The organism is Roseovarius sp. SK2 (assembly GCF_028807495.1).
GTDB classification, from domain to species: domain Bacteria; phylum Pseudomonadota; class Alphaproteobacteria; order Rhodobacterales; family Rhodobacteraceae; genus Roseovarius; species Roseovarius confluentis.
This window is the reverse complement of the sequence record NZ_JARAMK010000003.1, coordinates 182,594-201,016: the sequence shown is the minus strand read 5'-3', so window position 1 is coordinate 201,016 and position 18,423 is coordinate 182,594. Positions and strand designations below refer to the sequence as shown.

The following is an 18,423-nucleotide window of genomic DNA, read 5'->3' as shown; positions in this document are numbered from 1 at the left end:
CTTTAGCGGGAGAGCTAGAGTGGCTGGGCAGCGTTAGATTTTCACCTCATAAACATATGATATAAAAGTACTTTAATGGTAAAGCCAACGTGTTAATTCTTCGGCAGTATTGCCGAAATTCCCGGCACGCTTAGCGATTTTCAAACATTGGGCAATCAAGGCCGTGATTTATTCACGTTCGCTTCGTATGAGGCGGGGCCGTTGCATCAACCGTTGGGACATCAGAGAACCCTCTACCCTAGCTAAGGAGGGAGCGATGATCCGGCGTAACCCGTTCGAGCGGCACAGGTTTCTGCGCGAGGTCGTCCTGCGGGCGGTGCGCTGGTACTGCCGCTACCCGTTTTCGTACCGGGACATATGGGATATGCTTGCGGAGCGAGGTATCACGGTCAATGCAAAGGGCCCATCACAAGCAACCAGGCGTCATGAGCGAAATTGCCTTCATCGACGGCCTCTTCAACGCCGCGGCATAACTTCTGGTGACACCGGATCTTTTACTTACACTCTCCGGATGAATGCAAAAGTCCCTTATGAAGAGACAACTTTGGGCAGACTTTGACTTCCAATCGCTTTATGTGCGCGCCGTGTTTGTCTCGACGTTTGCCCTGCCTGTGAGCAGACGAAAATGCTCCGAACTGACCATCTTTTCAGCCGCAGCCTCACCAATCTCGCGACACAGGGAAATTCCGCTTGGATCTTCCATCTTGCGCACGGTCTCAAGCGCCCGGTCACTAAGCTTGATGCCCAGTTCGCGCTCCAGCCAGTCATGCTCCAGCAGGGCGTCGTAACGCTGGAAAGTGAACAGCGGTTCGGGCAGCAGCGACGTGTCCTGCAGGTCGCCGATTTCCGAGTTGATCTTCCATGGTGTGTCGGTGCGGCCGAGCATCTGCATCTGGGTCATGACGTGCGTGCCCGCGTCCGAGATCATGCCGGCCAGCGCCTTGATCGCCAGCCCCGCCGCGGCCATACGCCGAGCCCGCACCGCATCGAGCGTGGGGCGGAACGTGCCGGTGCCCACCGACACGATCAGAAGGTTGTCGGTCCCCGGCGCCCAGTTCAGGCCATAGCCCTTGACGAAGGCCATCTGCATCAGCGCCAGCGCCGGATTGTTGTGCGGCGTCACCCCGCCATCGACGAAAAGCCCGGGCGGCTCCGCGTCGATGATCGAGATCGCCTCGGGGGCGAAGTAATGCGGTGCTGCTGTCGAGGCGCGGACAAGATCGCCCAGCCGATAATGCTTGTTGCCGATGAAACTGCCATCGGCGGGGGTTTCCCAGAACGCGCTTTCGGGGTTGTTCATCAACATCCACGCGCTGCCGGTATCCATGCGTTTCATCACGATGGCGACCAGCGTTTTCAGGTCCTCGGTGCCCAGCGTGCGGTCACCGCAGACCGTGGCGATCTCGCGTTTCAGATTGCGCTCGTTGAACACCGCCTGCAGCCCGATCAGGCGGAAGCGCGACTTCTGGAAAACGCGCGGGGCGAGCTCGTGATAGAAGATCTCGATGTCGCGCACTTCGTAGCCGAGGCTGAGCGTCGTGGCGATGATCGCGCCGGTCGAGGTGCCGCCGACAAGATCGAAATAGTCGCACAGCCGGGCATCGGGCGTGCCGTCGCGCTCGCGCAGCAACGCTTCGATGCGCTTGAGAAACGCCACGGATATGGTGCCGCGCACGCCGCCACCGTCCAGCGATAGGATCGCGCGGGCGCGGCCCGGGGCCGCCTCTGTCTGGCTCGTGGTCTGCATGCCTGCTCCTCGGACTGCTCCGGTTGATTTCGACCGCACCGCGCCGCCCGTGTCAACGCAAAGGCGCGCCGCGAGCGGTCAGGGAAGGTCCATGGCCCGCGCGGTCTGGGCGCCTTTCCAAGCCTGCAGGTCACCGCTCAGAATATCGACCAAGCGCCAGGACAGGCCGAGTGCCGCGACCGGCGCGATGTCGGTGGTCTCTTTCATATCGTCCTCAAGCGTGCCCAGCCGCTGCAATGCCTGTTTCGCGCGGATTGTCTCGAACTTGAAGTTCAGCTGCACGCGGATGCCGAAAAGTGCCGCACCGGCGGCGGGGAAGAACGCCAGCGCGGCGGCGATATGAACGCGGAATTGCTCTAGCAGTTCGGGCGCGGTGAAGTTGAGCGTCAGCGCCGTGGCCGCGAGGCTCATCGACATCACGAAGAACACGATCCCAACGGCACCCAGCCGCGTGTCCATCCGCGACAGTTGGTGGGCGACGGCCCGGTTATAGTCGATCTGCGAGCGGGTCAGCGTCTTCAGCCGCTCCAGGAATTCCGCCTGCCAGCCCGGTGCCCATAGTGCTTCCACATCCAGCCATTGCCGGGCGATCCGGTCGATCAGCAGCTCGGGCCAGCCCGTCTGCTCGTCGATCCGGTCGCGCCGGCCGGCCAGCAGAACGCCCGACACCTGCGGTAGGCCGTCCACCAGTCGCAGGCGCTCTGCGATAAAGCGCAGTTGTAGCCAGTTGCCCTGCCAGTCCTGCTTGCGGGCGATGACGAAACTGACGACGATGGAAATCGTCGCGGCGATCTCGATCACGTACGCCAGGCTTTGGGCAACTGGATAGAGCAGCGCGATCAGCGCGGCGCCGATGGCGGCAAAGGCCGACAAAAGGAAGCGGCCCACCGAGGACGAGCGGTATTTCTGGGCATAGACATTCGCCATGAGGTCGGTCTTGGCCGCCGCTCCGGCCACGTCGAACACGCCAAGTTCGCTGTCCGATTGCAGCGCGAGGTTCCTAGCACCCGCCCGCGGGAACAGCTCGGACCGGCGCGGAATTCGGCCGACAGTCAGCCACATCAGCAACTGGTATTCGAGGCGCAGCATCAAAGCCGGCACGCGCGAGGTCTGGAAAGCGGCATAGCCGGTCTCGGCCTCTTTCTCGTCGGTAACGACGGTCAGGCTGTCGAGCAGCGCGCCGATGCCGGTGGCGGCGTTGGTGCGGTACTGGCGCGGATCGGATTGCGGCAGGCGGCTCTGGGCGATCATGCCGCGCCAGAAACAGGGCATCTGCGCCGGGTCCTCGTCGCCCGCGCGGGCGAACATCATGATCCCGGCATGAAGGGCCGCGTGAAACAGCGTCGGCACGGCATCCATCAACCCGCCCTCGCTTGGCATCCAGCCCTTTGGCGCCACGATGCAGTCCGCCCGCGCGATCATCTCTGCCGGGTCGTTCCCTGCCTCGGCAGCGGAGGCGGACCGCACCACGGCAACGAACCCGCGCCCTTCGACGGCCTGGCGCAGAAAGGCCAGAATGGGATCGTCATCGGACGTGTCGACGGCCCAGATGACGAGGTTTCTGGCGGACAGGGAAACAGCGTTGGCGTTGGTCATCGGCGGCTCTGGTCGGTGCAATGAGGTGAAGCGTTCAGGTCCCGGCGGAGGCGGACAGCAGCGCCTGGAAATCGGCGGGCGACAGGCTGGCGACTGGCCGCTCGGTGACATGCGGCGGGGTCTGCCCGGGCGCAAGGTGTAGCAGCGTGGCCTCCGAGGCCGGCGCGCCGGGGCGCAGATGCAGGACCGGACGGCCGGCCTTGAGCATGTGGTCGATCACGTCCGCAGTGCCGCCGGGGCCCCGGCCCGCCTGCCCGTCCCAGACCGCCAGCAGCAGATCGGCATGGCGAACCAGGTACGCACCGAGCGCCGCATAAGCCGCCTGCGCGCGGTCACGTGTGCCGGGCAGTTCGGTCACCCGGTCGGCCTCTGCCAGCAGCGCGTCGAACGTGTCGCGTTCCGCGCTTTGCGCGAAATCCTCGGCATAGACGGCAGCCGGAAACGGCAGCACCGCATGCACGCGCCCGATCCGGTCCCGTGCGGCGCGGGCGGCCGCGCTGTCGGTCCCGGCCGCAAGCCCGGTCAGCAGTTCGAATCCGCCCTGCGGCCGCACCTGGTCCAGCAATGCGCCGAGTGCGGGCGCCAACGCGGCCTCCCATCCCGCGGGCAGCCGGTTCGGCCTGTGTCCGGTCACCCCGATCGTGATCCCTGCGGCTTGGCCCGTCATCGTTCCTGCATCGGTGCGCGCCGCACCGTTTTCGTTAAAATCCGAGGCGGACATTGACACGATCCGCAATTCCCATGCAAGTTCCGGGCGGGGTCCCCGAGGTGCAAATCGTTTTCTCGCCGGGGGAAAGTTAGTATGAAGTTAAAACTATTATCGTTTGCCACCTCCTTTCTGATCGCCCTTGGCGCCACGCTGGCGCAAGCCGGAGTGAACCTGAAAAACGGCAATTTCTACATCAGCTACACCGATATTTACCTCGGGGACGGGGCCTACAGTTTGACGCGAACCTACAATTCACGCGCCTCGGGCAGCGGATGGTTCGGCTCCGGCTGGGGCTCCGAACTGGAGACCCGGTTGCAGATTCTCGGAGATGGCAGCGTGGAGTTGACCTATATCGGGTCTGGCTCAACCAAGATCTTCTCGTCGCCATACCGCTCCAATACCGACCTCGACGCGATGCTTGACACGATGCTCGCCGCCTACGAGCGGACCGGACGTTTTGCCTCGGACAATGCCGCCCGCGCCGCCCGCAGCATGCTGGCCCGCGATTCCGAAACGCGCCGGACGCGCTACCGAGACCTGCTGCAGCGTGGGCTGGTTCCCGCAGCCGACATCCCCGTCGGCACCGAGCTGCGCTCGCGCGACATGGGCGAGGCTGGCGCGGTCATCACCCGCGAAACCGCCGGCTATTACTATCGGTCGAACCGAAAGATGATGCGCTTCGACCTGCAAGGAAACCTGATCGAGGAACGGGCCAGCACGAATGACGGCGTGCCCTATCATTTCCGCCTGCGCTATGACGCCAAGGGACACCTGCGCGAGATCATTCCCGTTGGCTTCGACCCGTTCCGGGCGGAAACCGATTCCAAAGGCCGGATTCTTTCCCTGCGCCAGGGCAAAGGCGACGAGGCAGCTTACACCGAATACAACTATGATACCGATGGCCGGCTGATCCGCAGCCGGGACATGGCAGGCAACGTCTATCGCTTCGACTACGATGAGCGCGACAACATGACGGCCATTCTCTACACCGACGATAGTAGCTATCGCATCGGCTACACGGACGACAGCCACGTCGCCCGCACCGTGGAGCGTAACGGCACGATGACGCGCTACGACTACGGCGACCTGCCCATCCGCGATTCCGATGTCGTGGAAAGCTACTACACCGAAACACGGACCTACGCCTCCGGCGATGCCGAGACCCCATCCCGCACCCGCCGCGAGGAATGGGAGATCAGCGCCGACGCCTTTGGCAAACAATACACCTCCCGCCAGCTGATCGCGCAGAACGGGGTAGAGTCCGAATGGCGCTATCACGCCTGCGGCCAGCCCACGCTGAAGCGGCGCGGCGACCGGATGGCCGAGTTCGACTATAACGACCGCTGCCAGATGACGATGAAGCGGCAGGATGGCGTCGAGACCCGGCTGACCTACGATCCGCGCAGCGACAAGATCGCCTCCGTCGAAACCTTTGACGAGCGCACCGAGCGCACAACCCGCTCGGAATACAGCTATGACTACCGCGGCAACCTCGTCAAAGCTTCGGACGACAAAGGGCGAACCGTCGAACTGGAATATTCCCGCGAGGACCGGATCGACCGGATCATCGACCAGGATGGCCAAGTCATGCGCTTTACCTACAACGCGGCGGGCAAGCCCATCCGGATCGAGATCCTGGGGACTGGTGCCATCGACGTGGAATACGACGCGTCGGGCGAGATCGAGAACGTCGAAAGCGACGCGGGCCACGCCATGGCCCTGCGCGTGACGCAATCCTTCCAGGCGCTGCTGTCGCTCGTTCAGCCCGCCGGCATCGACTTCAGCCTCTGACCCCGGGAAACGGACCATGCAAGACACGACCAGCGCCGAGGCGCGGCCCGAACTGAAAATTTTCCTGTCTTCGCCCGGTGACGTCAACGAGGAACGCGTGCTGGCCAACAGGGTGCTGGCGCGCCTGACAGACCGCTACGCGCCGGTGGCCCGGATCACGCCGGTGATCTGGGAACACGAGCCGCTACTGGCCTCCAGCACCTTTCAGGACCAGATCGAAAAGCCGTCGGCCACCGATATCGTGGTCTGTGTGCTGTGGTCCCGGCTTGGCACCCGCCTGCCCGCCCACATCACCCGCGACGACGGCACCCGGTACGACAGCGGCACCGAGTTCGAGTTCGAGGACGCCTTCGAGGCCCTCAAGCGCACGGGCCGGCCCGACCTGCTGGTCTATCGCAAGATGTCCGAACCGCTGATCAGCCTGGCCAACGATGTCGAGGCCGAGGAACGCCTGCGCCAGAAGCGCGCACTCGACGGGTTCATCCAGAAGTGGTTCCACGATCAGGATGGCTCGCTGATGGCCGCGTTCCATTCCTTCGGCGACAGTGCCGAGTTCGAGGACGCGTTCGAGATGCATCTCGACAAGCTGATCCAGCGCCGCCTGCGCGACATGGGGCTCGACCCCGACGCCGCCGCGGCGATGGCGGCCGACCCGGGTACCGGCGACGCGCCGGATTGGGAAGGCTCGCCTTTCCGGGGCCTGGAAACCTTCGAGTTCGAACATGCGCCGGTCTTTTATGGCCGTACCCAAGCGATTTCGCAGGTGCTGGCCAACCTACGCCGGCAATCGGCCAGCGGCCAGGCCTTCGCGCTGGTGCTGGGGCGCAGCGGCGGCGGCAAGTCCAGCCTGGTGCGCGCGGGCGTGCTGCCCCTGCTGGTCGAGCCGGGCGTGATCGAGGGCGTGGGCCTCTGGCGCCGCGCGATCTTTCGGCCCAGTGCGGCCAGCGGCGACCTCTTCGACGCCTTCGCAACAGCCCTTGTCGCCCCCCATGCGCTGCCAGAACTGACCAGCGACGGCACAACGGTCAAGGAACTGGGCCAGATGCTGCGCGATGCACCGTCCGCGACCGCGCCGCTGATCAAGGGGGCGTTGTCACAGGCGGCGCAGGCGGCGGCCTATGACGACGCGCAGACAGTGCTGGACGGGATGCAGGGTGCCCCGCAAGAGGAACGCGACACCGCGCGTCAGGCCATCGTCTCGGCTCCACCCCAGGCCCGCCTCGTCCTTCTTGCCGACCAGCTGGAAGAGCTCTTTTCGGACAGCGCCATCAGCGATGCCGAGCGCACAGCATTCCTGGTTTCCATGGCGGCGCTGGCGCGGACCGGTCGGGTCTTCGTGCTGGCCACGCTGCGCAGCGATTTCTATCACCACGCCATGTCCTATCCCGCGCTGGCCGAGCTGAAGGGCGAGGCCGGCCAATACGATCTCGCGGCGCCCACGGCGGCCGAGATCGGCCAGATCATCCGCATGCCCGCCCGCCGCGCCGGGCTGCATTTCGAGGAACATCCCGACACCGGCGCCCGGCTGGACGACACGCTGCGCGACGTGGCCACGGAAGAGCCCGACAGCCTGCCACTGCTGGAATTTACGCTGGAAGAGCTCTACCGCGAACGCGCCCCGAACGGCGCCCTGACATGGGAGGCCTATGACCGCCTCGGCGGCGTGGCCGGGGCGCTGGGACGCCGGGCCGAGGATATCTTTCAGTCGCTTAGCCCGGCGGCACAGGACGCCCTGCCCCGCGTGATGCGCCTGTTGGTCGATGCCGGCCTTCAGGATGGCCGCGCCGCCACCAAGCGCCCGGCGGCGCTGGACCGCTTTGCAGAGGGCACGCCAGCGCGGGAATTCGTCGATGCCTTCACCGCCGCCCGGCTCTTCGTGGCGGGCACCAATGACGCGGGCACGCCTGTTGTCGCCATGTCGCACGAGGCGCTGTTGCGCTCCTGGCCACGGCTGGTCGAGTGGCTGGAACGGGACCGCGAGCTCTTGCGGATGCGCGCGCGCCTCGCCTATGCCGCGCGCCGCTGGGAAGAGGCGTCGCGGGACACGCAGCTTCTGCTGCCGCCCGGCCGGGCCCTGGACGAGGCACAGTCGCTCCAAACCGAGGGCGGCTTCGACCTGACAGAGGATGAGCGCGACTTCATCACCCGTTCGGGACGCCGCCAGAAACGCGCCCGCCGGGTCAAGCAACTTGCCATGGCCAGCCTCGCGGTGCTGACCTGTCTTGCCATGGGCGCCGCCTGGGTGGCCAACGACCAGCGCGCGCTGGCCATGCGCAACGCCGATATCGCCGAGGCCGAACGCAACACGGCGGAACTCGAACGCGCCCGCGCCACCGAAAACGAGGCCACCGCGAACAGCCGCCTGAACGAGCTTTTCCTTGAACGGGGCCGCCAGGCGATCCTGGGCGGCGCGCCGCAGGACGCAATGTTGATCCTCGGTTCGGCCTATGCCCGCTCGGGCGACGCCCGCAGTGGCGCGCTCTTTTCGCAGGCGCGGAATCTGGCTTCGATGCGAGCGGGCTCGGTGCCCGCCCATACCGATGCGGTCAGCGTGATCGTAACCGGCCCCGACGGGCTGACGGCCTCGGCCGCGCCGGACGGCACAATCGCGCTGCGCGACCAGGCCACCGGCGCCCCGGTCGCCACCACCGCCATGCCCGGCACCGCGGTGCGCGCACTGGCGTTGTCGCCCAATGGAACCGGGTTGGCCGCCGCGGGCGACAGCGGCGAGATCCTGCTGCACGATATCGAAACCGGCCAGGAACGCACGCTGACGGGCCATTACCAGGCCGTGACGCAGCTGCTCCATTCACCCGACGGCACCCGGCTGGCTTCGACCTCCGACGACAACACCACGCGGATCTGGAACCTTGCAAGCGAGAGCTCGGTGCTGGAACTGGTCGAGCCCACCGCGCCGCCCGTTTTCGCGCGGTTCCTGCCGGACCGGGGCCAGGTGGTGACGGTCTCGCGCGACGGCTATCTGACGCTGTGGGATGACAGCACCGGCGCCCGCGCCGCCCGACTGCAAATGGGTGACGCGGGCCGTGTTACCGGCGCGACGCTTCTGGGCGCGACTGGGGCGCTGGCGGTTATCACGGACGCCGCCGAGGTGATCGTGGCGCGCCTGGACGACGACCCCGAGATCGCCTGGCGGGCCGAGCGGTCGGCACGTTCGGTGTCGTCGGATGACAGCGGCCAGGCGCTGCTTCTGGGCACCGATCACGGCATGGTCGTGCTGTCCCCGCAGGACGGGCAGGTTCTGCAAGCCGCACCCGAAATGCCCCGCCGGCGGTTGACCGGCACCGCGCTGTCGCCGGATGGCGCCCTGATTGCCGCGCTCGACGATGCCGGGGACGTGTCGATCTCCGATGCCGCCAGCGGACGGATAATCGCCACGATCAGTGGGCACGACACCGCCGGCACCACGCTGGCCTTCGGTCCCGACTCGCTGCGCCTGGTCACCGGCGCCCGCGACGGCACGGTGACCTTCTGGGACCTCGCCACCGTCCAGCCCTGCACCCTGACCGACGGGCCAGGCCACGCGGTCGCATTCTCGGGCGACGGCGCGTTGGTTGCAGCGGGCGATGCGGACGGCACGCTCCATCTTGTGGACCCAGAAAGCTGCACGCCGCACCAGTCGCACGACGTCATCCCGCGCGGCGAGCGCGTGCAAGCCATCGCCTTTTCTCCCGACAGCCGCAGCGTCGCGGTGGCCGGGGGCTCGGATGTCGTGCTGCTCGATATTCAAAGCGGCGAAACGCTCTGGTCGCACAGCGTCCGGCAAGGCATGTTCGCCACCAGCGTCGGGTTCTCGCCCGACGGCGCCGAACTGGTAGCGGGGATGCGCTCGCGCGAGCTGAACCAGTCCTTTGACGGCGCCTGGGTGATCCTTGATCCGGCGGACGGCGCAACCCTTCAGAAAAGCGCCCACAGCGACAAAACCTCGGTGGCCCGCTCGTATTTCAGCACCAACCCCGAATATCTTCTCAGCGAGAACGAGGCCGGGTTGAGCCTGTGGTATCGCAGGAACGGCGAGCGCCGCCACCGGATCGTCACAGACGAGGATCCCGCCATCGCCTACCTTGCCTCGGGGGACCGCTTCTTCGTCGGTCTTTCCACGGGCGAGGTCGAAGTCCTGCGTCACACCGGCAGTGACCTGCTGATCTTTCAGGCGCATGACACGCCGGTCACCGCCATCGCCACGAACGAGACCGGCACGTTGCTGGCCACCGGCGCCCGCAATGGCGCGGCGTCGGTCTGGAACGCGCAGACCGGCCAGCTTGTGGCCCGGCTCGACGCCCATGCCGCGCCGGTCGAGGCGGTGACGTTCCTACCCGGCTCGGGTCATGTCGCGGCCCTGTCGCGGGACGGGCGGATCAACCTGTCGGAACCCGCCACCGGCGCCACCATCGCGGCCTTCGACGGCCCGGCCGGGCTGCGTGTCCGCATGGCCGCGGGGCCGGACGGGCAATGGTTCGCCACCGCCTCGGGACGCGGCCCGGCCCGCCTTTGGCAGGTGCCCCAGCCCGACGTGCCCCAAGACGCCGTCATCGCCGCGATCGAAGCGGAGACGCCCTGGGGCCCCGGCGCCGAAAGCGACCTACCGAAAGGACAGTGGCAAACCCTCGCCTTCCAGGCGCTGCTGGACCAGTCCGGGGCCGGTCAGGACAGCCCGGAGGCATTGTCCATCGAAGAGCGGCAGCGAATCGAACTGGGCCGCATCGCCGGTGCGCGCGGCGACGCCCTGGCCGCCGACCGCGCGTGGCGCGACCTGACCGACGTGCTGCCGCCCGCCTACCAGTTGGCCGCACGCTGGAACGCGGCCGCCCTCGAAGGCTTGCACACCACCATCGACACCCATGCCGACCGGGTCGAGACGATACGCTTTGCGCCCGATGCCAGTTACCTCGTGTCGGTCGACTGGACGGGAATGCTGTTGGTCACCGACACCGACGGCTGGGCCGAACGCTTCCGTCTGGAAGATGGATTCAAGGGCCACCTGGCGATCCGGCCCGACGGCTCGGAAATCCTGGCCACCCGGGAAGGTGGCGGCGCGGTCGTACTGGATGCCGAAACAGGGACCGCGCGGCTCGAAAATGAGGGCGACGTCGCGAACGTGCAATGGTCTGCCGATGGCTCCCGCTTCGCGCTCTTTCCCGAGCTTGGCCCGCCCACCCTGCTGGATGCCGACAGTGGCCAGGTGCTGGCCTCCTTTCCCGATGCTGACCTGCGTTCCGACGCCTACGCCATCGCACCGGATTTCTCAGCGGTTGCCCAGCCCGTCCCGGGCGCGGTCAGCCTGATCGACCCGATAACGCGCAGCCCGATCACCCGGCTGGAGGGTCCGACGGGCACCGCGCGCGCAGAGCTTGTCGTGTTCTCGCCCGATGGCACGCAGGTGGCGGTTGCCTGGTCAGAGCACGGCGCCGGCATTTACGCGGCAACGGACGGAACCCTGCTGCACAAGGTCGAGGACAGGGTCTTGCGGATGGTCTTTTCTCCCGATGGCCAAGATCTCGCGATCGAACTTTGGGGCTCTTCCGCGCCCACGCTCCTCGTCAGCACCGAAGATTGGCGCAGCCGTGCCGAGCTGAAGGGCCGCATCGCTGTGGACGAGACCTTTCTGAAAGACAGCGACCTTGTCGCGACCGCTGTCGGGGACACCACTCAAGGCGTCTTGCTTCACGCCCGCGACAGCGGCGCGCTGGCCGGCGCCTATTACGGCCACGCCACGGGCTGGAGCCGACTGGCCACTGCGCGCGACAGTCGCTGGCGTGTCACCACCTCGGGCGACGGGGTCCTGCGGGTGTGGGACAATACGATCACGTCCGGGCTCGGCTTGAAAGATATGCTTGATTTCACGCCCTCGGAGGACCCCACGCTGTTGGCCCAAAGCAGTGACGGGATGATCCGGGTAGAGCGGGACCCCACCGGACACGCGAAATTGGTGCAGAGCGGCGGCGAAGGCGAAGTGCCCCGCACCCGTGCCATCAATACGAGCAAGGGCATCGTGACAGCGGCGGCCTTCGCTGACGACGGCAGCTGGTTTCTGACCGGTGAGGACACCGGCACAGTACAGGGCCGGAACACCGAGAACGGGTCGCTGATTTTTAGCCTTGCCGAGGCTTGCGATGGCTCCGTAGGCGACGTTCAACTCATGCAACGCGAGCGGGCCGTGGTGGTGCGGTGTGCGGAGGATGGCACCAAGTTGTTCGCTCAAAAAACGGGACAGCTTCTTCTTCGGATGCCGACGCTTGACTAGAGATAGGTTGGCAGGACCCTGGGGCACGCTTACACTTTGTCGAGCTATTTGACAGATACCTTTCTTGTGCCCGCGGGTCAGGTAAGAAAACGGATCAGGCGATTTCGTAGGCGACAGAGCCAACCCCAGCGATGGCTTTGAAATAGGTAACATCGGTCAGGCCTTTGCCCGACAGGCCATTACGTAGCAATTTACCGAGAGTAGAGCTCCTTCGGGCGGTTGGCCTTGTCGTGGAACTCGTCAGCCGCCTTGATCACCACATGGGCTGGTGCCGTGATCAGACCTTCGGCTTTGAGGATACGATATGCTGATGACCCGGAGGCAAAATTCCGCTTTTCGTCGGTGTATTTGACCGCCAGTTCGCACGGCGTCAGATCTTCGTGGTCGAGCGCGAACTCTAAAATGGCTTCACGGACATCATTTGGTATGCGACTCCGGATTGACCCGGGCCGAGGAGAACGGTCGGCAAGCGCATCAGTCCCGCCCTCGACCCGCCCCGCATACATTCAGACTTCGCCGGAAAAATCAGCGGGTTTTTTGACACCTTCCACGTCATGCAGGAAAACGATAGCCCGGATATCGGTTAGGTCGTAGCGCACATCGACCATCAAGTGTGATGCCCAAGCCCAGTGTGGCCCCCGACGCGGCATCGAGGGCGACACTTATCGTGGGACGCCCAATCCAGTTTACAAAAAGCACACCCAAGACGCCTTACGAAGCGCTCAGAGAGAAGCTATAATCAACGAACGGGATGTCCCGCGAGCAACCGCACCTTACACATTTGGCATTTATGGGGGGTCGTGCTTGGGGGGTAGATTGAAGCATGAAATGAACGTGCGAACCATGTCCGGGGCGCCCGTGATCTGCACACTAACCGGTTCGGGGGCCGCTCCACCATAGAAGACCGCCGCAAGGGAGGGAGCGGCGGGGGCTTCGAACCGCAAGTCGGGTTCTCTCGCATCACCACGCGTTACGGGCATCGCACCGTTGGCAAGCCGGGCGGTGAATTGCGCGGTCCCGATGGTAAAGAGCACTTCCGCTTCCAAGTTTCGCGCCACCTCGGCATCGAGCATCGTTCGCAGCGACAGCATGAAGGAAGCCGGTGACAGGGGAAGCGTTGGATCGTGCAACGGTGAGGCGGCGGCCCACCGGCCCAGTTCCTGAATGATCGGTTCCGCGGCGTAGCCCCATTCGGTCAGGCCGTAGAGCTGTGCAGGTGCAGGTTCGGGCGCGGTCGAGCGCAGGACCACGCCGTTTGCTTCGAGCCCAGCGAGCCGTTCGGTCAGAACCTTGGCACTGATCCCTGGCAAGTTTGTGCGAATGTCGCTGAAGCGCCGCGGCCCGAACATCAATTCGCGCACGATCAGAAGCGACCAGCGTTCTCCCAGAAGCTCAAGGCCGAAAGCCGTTCCGCAGGCATCGCCGTACCAGCGGCCATGGGGGTTTTTTGCCGATTTGGTTTCTTTTTGTAACTTCATGGTTGCTTTTTATAATCTCATTCTCGTACCCTGTCCATATCGACGACGCGACTCAGGAGGTAACGCGATGTCACAGATGATCTTCATAAACCTGCCCGTGGCAGACCTCGAGCGTTCCATGGCGTTCTACGAGGCAATCGGTTTCACCAAGGATACCAGATTTACCAATCACCTAGCTGCGAGCATGGTCTTATCGGACGAGATCCGGGTGATGTTGCTGACCCATGAATTCTGGTCGAGCTTCACCGACCGGCGCCGGGTCGACCCCGCGACCGAAGCACAGGTGCTGCTGTGTATCAGCCGTGCGGACCGTGAGGCGGTGGATGCCATCACCGACGCGGCTGTGGCTGCGGGCGGCGCGGGCGATCCTTGTCCGGTGCAGGAGCACGGGTTCATGTACGGCCGCAGCTTTGCCGATCCTGACGGACATATCTGGGAGCCCATGTGGATGAGCGCCGAGGCGGTCGAGAAGGGGCCGGCGGAGATGTCCCATGCCGATTAAGGCGGACGCCCCGATCACGATCACCGCCTTCGATTGGGTACCGGATTTCGCCAAGGGGCAGGTCCGTGACCTGCGTGTTCGCTGGGCGCTGGAAGAGGTCGGTCAGAATTATTCCGTTCGCTGCCTTCCGCAGGGGCAGCAGAAGGAGGCCGCGCACCGTGCTCTGCAACCGTTCGGGCAGGTGCCAACCTACGAAGAGGGCGACCTGACGCTGTTTGAAAGCGGCGCCATCGTCTGGCATATAGCCGAACGGTTTCCCGGCCTCATGCCCAAGGACCCCGCCGGGCGCGCGCGCGCGCTTGAATGGCTTTTCGCCGCGCTAAACACACTGGAGCCGCCAATCATGGATCGCTCCATGGCGACGATCTTCGAGGCCACCGAAACCTGGTCGGCGCCGCGTTTGCCGGGGATTGACACGAGGATCGCGGAACGGTTGCAGGGGGCGTCGGATCGGCTCGGGGCGGCAGAGTGGTTCACGGGCCGTTTCAGCGCGGGTGACCTGATGATGGTCAGCGTTCTTCGGATCATCGAAGGCGAAGGCTTGATCGAAACCTTCCCCAATCTCGCCGACTATGTTGCGCGGGGCACGGAACGGCCCGCCTTTCAGAGAGCACTGGCCGCGCAAATGGCCGATTTCACGGGTAATCCGCCGCCCGGTTTCGACGCATGGATGGCGGAGCTTCAAGCCATACAAGGAGAGTCGACATGACCTATATTGCTGGATTCCTCACCCCCGTCCCAAACGGGAACAAGGAGGCTTATATCGCAAGCGCCCGCAAGGCCTGGCCGCTTTTCAGGGAGTACGGAGCCTTGCAGATCATGGAAACTTGGGGCGATCAGATCCCCGAAGGCAAACACACCGATTTCAATCGCGCGGTGGCACTGGAGGACGGTGAGTCCGTCTGCTTTTCGTGGATGATCTGGCCGGACAAGGAAACGCATGACAAATGCGGCGCCAGCATGCAGACCGACCCGCGCTGGCAGGACATGGACATGCCCTTCGATGGCAAGCGCATGATGTGGGGCGGCTTTACCCCGATATTCGAGGACAGTGCCTGAACTGTGATCAATGCAAGGTCTGGCTAATTGACGGGCAGCAGTTCTGACCGGGTGTCGGACGGCTCCCGCAGATACCGGCGTGACGCTCCGATGCACTGTCAAAACTGCCCTTTGAAAGGAGAAAGACGATGACGAAACGAAAGGCGGCTGTGTTCCTCTGGTTTGATACCGAGGCTGAAGCGGCGGCGGAGTTCTATGCCGCCACCTTCCCGGACAGCCATGTGGACAACGTGATCCGCGTGCCCGAAGGAGCGCCGAGCGCGCCAGCCGGGACCGTTCAGGTGGTCGAGATGACGCTTCTCGGCCTGCCTTATGCGCTGCTTAATGCCGGTCCGCATGTGCAACCCAACGATGCCTATTCGCTGCAGGTCTATACCGAGGACCAGGCCGAGACGGACCGGCTCTGGGATGCCATCGTGGGCAATGGCGGAGAGCCCATCATGTGCGGCTGGTGCAAGGATCGCTGGGGCTATCGCTGGCAGATTACTCCGAGAGTCCTGATGGAGGCGCTGTCGCATCAGGACCGGGACGCTTCGGCGCGGGCGCAGGCCGCGATGATGGAGATGCAAAAGATTGATATCGCGGGCATCGAAGCGGCCTTGCAGGGCGCGAACTGAGAAAAGAGGTCACGATGCCCCGAATTATCCGCAGCCCGGACTGCGGGAACTCTCCGAAGAATCGCTTCGTTGAAGATATCGCGATCGCCTTGGAAACCGGCATATTCGACCCAGAAGCCTTCGATCCCGCGGTAACATGGGAAACCTCATCCACCCGGCGGATCGTCGGGAGAACAGCCGTTTTGGAAGCCCTGCCAACTGAACGAGCTCCGGCGAAGGTTATCGTCGAACACGCAATCTCCCACGGTAGAGTTGGCGCTGCGAGCGGAGAGGTGATCCGAGCGAATGGCGAGACGTCCCGCTTCTGTCACGTACTCGAGTTCACGAGCCTCCGAGCCAATCATGTCGAGAGAGTAAAAAGCTATGATTGATTGTCCAGATCTTTGCTGTTTCCCACACTGCGAACCTTGGCCTTCCAGTGCATCCTGCACGAGGTCACGGACGACCGCTTCAGGGAAGCCACATCGCAGCGTTGACCATCCCGGCTAAGGTCAGCTGTGGGCCGTCCTTGTCGATGCGGACCTCGCTGCGCGCGCGACGTGGACAAGACACGCCCGGGTCAGTTTGGGCTTGGACCAGCCTTTTGCCGCAAGCGGCTTCTGCGGCCAATAACATTCCAACTTGCTTGCGCAGGTCATGGGGAGGATGGTGTTGTCCTCAGAGCGGCCAGGGCCTCTGCGTGTAGGGGAGCGCTGGCGGCGGCGATAACCTTGCCGTCCGATGCCAATGTGAGAGGCTCGCCTTGCCAGTCGGTGATCACACCACCCGCCCCTTCGATCACCGGGATGAGCGCCATGTAGTCATAGGGGTGCAAGTCCATCTCGAACAGCAGGTCGACATGGCCCGCGGCCAAAAGGCCGTAGCCGTAGCAATCGCCGCCGAACCGTCGCATGGCAGCCTTTTCCGATAGCTTCTCGAACTGCGCCAGTCCGGCCGTGTCGAAACTGTCCGGGCTGGTCGTGTAGAGGATCGCTTCGCCCAAGGCCGTTCGCCCGCTGGTCTGGCAGGGCGTGCCGTTGAGTGTTGTGCGCTGGCCGCGCTGGCCGATCCAGCGTTCGCCGGTGGGCGGAATCGAGATCACCCCGAGTTCTGGCGTGCCATCGGAGAGGCAGGCGATCAGCGTGCCGAAGGTGGGCATACCGGACAGGAAGCTCTTGGTGCCATCAATCGGGTCGATGACCCAGATGTGCGGGGACTCCAGTCGCGCGCTCGCCTGTTCCTCTCCCAGAATGCCGTGAGTCGGGAACGCTTGCGTGATCTGCCGGCGCATCTCGGCCTCGATGGCGCGGTCGGCTTGTGTGACAGGCGAGTCGTCGTCCTTTGCCTCGATTTCCAGCGGTTTGCGGAAGTAGGTCATGGCCATGGCGTCCGTAACGTCGGCCAAACCTTCAGCGAACTGTGCGAGCCGGTCCGTTTCCGGAAAGGTCGAAAGAGACTGCATGATTTTTCCTCAAATGCGGAGAACGGGGGGCCGCGAAGGTGCGCTTTGAAAATTTATCGTAGACAAATGCCACAAAAACGCAAGACTACACAAATAACCCCAGACTCGAATTCCGTGTCGGGCAACCAGAACGGACCATCGCAAGGGTCCGCAGTCTTCCGGATACAGGCCCGGACCAACAGAACTGAACCAACAAGGAGATCACCATGAACACCTGGACACAGACCACCGCGCTGTCGATCGCGGCGCTTTGCCTTGCCGCACCAACGCTGGCCGATGAACTGACCGTCTACACTGCCCTCGAGGAAGAAGAAATCGCGGCCTACGTGGAAGCGGCACAGGCCGCCATGCCGGACACCGAGATCAATGTCCTGCGCTTGTCCACTGGCAAGCTTGGTGCGCGGCTGCTGGCCGAAGCCGAGAATCCGCAGGCTGACGTGATCTGGGGTTGGGCTGTCAGTGCGATGATGGACCCGCAGATCCTTGAAATGCTGGAACCCTACGAGGCTGCCGGCTCCGACGTGCTGCCCGAGAAATTCCGCAGTGGCGACGGCAAGTGGTTCGCCCCAATCGGCTATATGGGCGCCTTCTGCGTGAACACCGCACGGCTCGAGGAAAAGGGCCTGCCGATGCCGTCAAGCTGGGCCGACCTGGAAGACCCTGCATTCAAAGACGAGATCCTGATGCCCGATCCAAACTCCTCGGGCACCGGCTACCTGCACGTCAACGCCGTGCTGCAAAGCATGGGCGAAGAGGCCGGCTGGGCACAGCTGGACGCGGTCGATCCCAACATGGCGCAATACACCTCTTCGGGTTCAAAACCATGCAAATCTGCCCGCGTGGGTGAATATACAGTCGGCATTTCGCTGGCATTCACCGCGATGCAGTCGATCGAGGAAGGCTACCCGCTGGCGATGGTCTTTCCCGAGGGCGGTGTGGGCTACGAGTTGGAAGCGTCGGGACTGATGGCAAGCTCGGACAACAAGGAAGCGGCGAAAGCCTTCCTTGATTGGACCATGTCCGACGAGGCGATCGGCCTTTACCAGACCTACAAGGCGCTGATCACTGTGCCGGGTGTCGATGCATCGGAGGCGGCCGAGAAAGCCGGCCTTCCGGCTGAAATCTCGACGATCCTGGCGGATATTGACTTCGTCAAGGCGGCGGAGGATCAGACGGCCGTAAAAGATAAGTGGAAAGAAAAATTCGGGCGCTGAGCCCGAG

General features: G+C 64.2%; 14 protein-coding genes and 1 pseudogene. 9 read left to right on the top strand and 6 right to left on the bottom strand.

Translation table 11 applies throughout. The features are described 5' to 3' along the window. Nucleotides 1-256 precede the first annotated feature (256 nt). Nucleotides 257-394, top strand: a pseudogene (locus PVV74_RS07970) (IS6 family transposase); the annotation flags it as partial. 177 nt (nucleotides 395-571) lie between these two features. Here PVV74_RS07970 and PVV74_RS07965 read toward each other — a convergent pair. The 3 genes from PVV74_RS07965 to PVV74_RS07955 all read right to left on the bottom strand — a co-directional run bounded on the left by PVV74_RS07965 (nucleotide 572) and on the right by PVV74_RS07955 (nucleotide 4,064). Next, the gene (locus PVV74_RS07965; RefSeq protein ID WP_274592823.1) at nucleotides 572-1,747 is read right to left on the bottom strand and encodes a patatin-like phospholipase family protein; all 1,176 of its coding nucleotides are present in this window, start codon (nucleotides 1,745-1,747) and stop codon (nucleotides 572-574) included. A gap of 78 nt (nucleotides 1,748-1,825) precedes the next feature. Then, the gene (locus tag PVV74_RS07960; RefSeq protein ID WP_274592822.1) at nucleotides 1,826-3,343 is read right to left on the bottom strand and encodes a hypothetical protein; all 1,518 of its coding nucleotides are present in this window, start codon (nucleotides 3,341-3,343) and stop codon (nucleotides 1,826-1,828) included. 34 nt (nucleotides 3,344-3,377) lie between these two features. Continuing rightward, entirely contained in the window at nucleotides 3,378-4,064 is a 687-nt protein-coding gene (locus PVV74_RS07955) for a hypothetical protein (RefSeq protein WP_274592821.1), read from the bottom strand. A gap of 81 nt (nucleotides 4,065-4,145) precedes the next feature. On the opposite strand from PVV74_RS07955, the gene PVV74_RS07950 reads away from it, so the two are divergent. Continuing rightward, a complete protein-coding gene (locus PVV74_RS07950) occupies nucleotides 4,146-5,843 on the top strand; it encodes an RHS repeat domain-containing protein (RefSeq protein ID WP_274592820.1) in 1,698 nt (565 codons plus the stop codon). A gap of 16 nt (nucleotides 5,844-5,859) precedes the next feature. Then, nucleotides 5,860-12,105 carry an nSTAND1 domain-containing NTPase gene (locus PVV74_RS07945; protein ID WP_274592819.1) on the top strand — a complete coding sequence of 2,082 codons (6,246 nt, stop codon included), beginning with the start codon at nucleotides 5,860-5,862 and terminating at the stop codon, nucleotides 12,103-12,105. Between the two features lie 191 nt (nucleotides 12,106-12,296). On the opposite strand, the gene PVV74_RS07940 is transcribed toward PVV74_RS07945, so the two are convergent. Together PVV74_RS07940 and PVV74_RS07935 are read right to left on the bottom strand one after the other, a co-directional pair. Next, the gene (locus PVV74_RS07940; protein WP_103762693.1) at nucleotides 12,297-12,611 is read right to left on the bottom strand and encodes a helix-turn-helix domain-containing protein; all 315 of its coding nucleotides are present in this window, start codon (nucleotides 12,609-12,611) and stop codon (nucleotides 12,297-12,299) included. Nucleotides 12,612-12,893: 282 nt separating this feature from the next. Beyond that, nucleotides 12,894-13,583, bottom strand: coding sequence for a winged helix-turn-helix transcriptional regulator (locus tag PVV74_RS07935; RefSeq protein WP_274592818.1), 690 nt, complete (start codon nucleotides 13,581-13,583; stop codon nucleotides 12,894-12,896). A gap of 67 nt (nucleotides 13,584-13,650) precedes the next feature. Between PVV74_RS07935 and PVV74_RS07930 the strand changes: the two genes are divergently transcribed. The 5 genes from PVV74_RS07930 (at nucleotide 13,651) to PVV74_RS07910 (ending at nucleotide 16,132) form a co-directional block, all read left to right on the top strand. Further along, on the top strand, nucleotides 13,651-14,085 hold the full coding sequence (locus tag PVV74_RS07930; RefSeq protein WP_103762691.1) for a VOC family protein: 435 nt from the start codon (nucleotides 13,651-13,653) through the stop codon (nucleotides 14,083-14,085). Next, nucleotides 14,075-14,794 carry a glutathione S-transferase family protein gene (locus PVV74_RS07925; RefSeq protein WP_274592817.1) on the top strand — a complete coding sequence of 240 codons (720 nt, stop codon included), beginning with the start codon at nucleotides 14,075-14,077 and terminating at the stop codon, nucleotides 14,792-14,794. The genes PVV74_RS07930 and PVV74_RS07925 overlap by 11 nt, the downstream gene beginning before the upstream one ends. Next, nucleotides 14,791-15,144, top strand: coding sequence for a DUF1428 domain-containing protein (locus PVV74_RS07920; protein ID WP_103762689.1), 354 nt, complete (start codon nucleotides 14,791-14,793; stop codon nucleotides 15,142-15,144). The genes PVV74_RS07925 and PVV74_RS07920 overlap by 4 nt, the downstream gene beginning before the upstream one ends. A gap of 128 nt (nucleotides 15,145-15,272) precedes the next feature. Then, on the top strand, nucleotides 15,273-15,761 hold the full coding sequence (locus PVV74_RS07915; RefSeq protein ID WP_274592816.1) for a VOC family protein: 489 nt from the start codon (nucleotides 15,273-15,275) through the stop codon (nucleotides 15,759-15,761). A gap of 14 nt (nucleotides 15,762-15,775) precedes the next feature. Then, nucleotides 15,776-16,132, top strand: a complete 357-nt coding sequence (locus PVV74_RS07910) for a hypothetical protein (RefSeq protein ID WP_103762687.1) — start codon at nucleotides 15,776-15,778, stop codon at nucleotides 16,130-16,132. Between the two features lie 263 nt (nucleotides 16,133-16,395). On the opposite strand, the gene hisN is transcribed toward PVV74_RS07910, so the two are convergent. Next, nucleotides 16,396-17,202, bottom strand: a complete 807-nt coding sequence (gene hisN, locus PVV74_RS07905; RefSeq protein ID WP_274592815.1) for a histidinol-phosphatase — start codon at nucleotides 17,200-17,202, stop codon at nucleotides 16,396-16,398. A gap of 206 nt (nucleotides 17,203-17,408) precedes the next feature. Between hisN and PVV74_RS07900 the strand changes: the two genes are divergently transcribed. Then, the gene (locus PVV74_RS07900) at nucleotides 17,409-18,416 is read left to right on the top strand and encodes an ABC transporter substrate-binding protein (RefSeq protein WP_274592814.1); all 1,008 of its coding nucleotides are present in this window, start codon (nucleotides 17,409-17,411) and stop codon (nucleotides 18,414-18,416) included. Nucleotides 18,417-18,423 lie beyond the last annotated feature (7 nt).

Coding starts and splice junctions, on each gene's coding strand:
- PVV74_RS07965 (WP_274592823.1), bottom strand. CDS start 1,747: ATGCAGACCACGAGCCAGACAGAGGCGGCCCCGGGCCGCGCCCGCGCG.
- PVV74_RS07960 (WP_274592822.1), bottom strand. CDS start 3,343: ATGACCAACGCCAACGCTGTTTCCCTGTCCGCCAGAAACCTCGTCATC.
- PVV74_RS07955 (WP_274592821.1), bottom strand. CDS start 4,064: ATGTCCGCCTCGGATTTTAACGAAAACGGTGCGGCGCGCACCGATGCA.
- PVV74_RS07950 (WP_274592820.1), top strand. CDS start 4,146: ATGAAGTTAAAACTATTATCGTTTGCCACCTCCTTTCTGATCGCCCTT.
- PVV74_RS07945 (WP_274592819.1), top strand. CDS start 5,860: ATGCAAGACACGACCAGCGCCGAGGCGCGGCCCGAACTGAAAATTTTC.
- PVV74_RS07940 (WP_103762693.1), bottom strand. CDS start 12,611: ATGTATGCGGGGCGGGTCGAGGGCGGGACTGATGCGCTTGCCGACCGT.
- PVV74_RS07935 (WP_274592818.1), bottom strand. CDS start 13,583: ATGAAGTTACAAAAAGAAACCAAATCGGCAAAAAACCCCCATGGCCGC.
- PVV74_RS07930 (WP_103762691.1), top strand. CDS start 13,651: ATGTCACAGATGATCTTCATAAACCTGCCCGTGGCAGACCTCGAGCGT.
- PVV74_RS07925 (WP_274592817.1), top strand. CDS start 14,075: ATGCCGATTAAGGCGGACGCCCCGATCACGATCACCGCCTTCGATTGG.
- PVV74_RS07920 (WP_103762689.1), top strand. CDS start 14,791: ATGACCTATATTGCTGGATTCCTCACCCCCGTCCCAAACGGGAACAAG.
- PVV74_RS07915 (WP_274592816.1), top strand. CDS start 15,273: ATGACGAAACGAAAGGCGGCTGTGTTCCTCTGGTTTGATACCGAGGCT.
- PVV74_RS07910 (WP_103762687.1), top strand. CDS start 15,776: ATGCCCCGAATTATCCGCAGCCCGGACTGCGGGAACTCTCCGAAGAAT.
- hisN (WP_274592815.1), bottom strand. CDS start 17,202: ATGCAGTCTCTTTCGACCTTTCCGGAAACGGACCGGCTCGCACAGTTC.
- PVV74_RS07900 (WP_274592814.1), top strand. CDS start 17,409: ATGAACACCTGGACACAGACCACCGCGCTGTCGATCGCGGCGCTTTGC.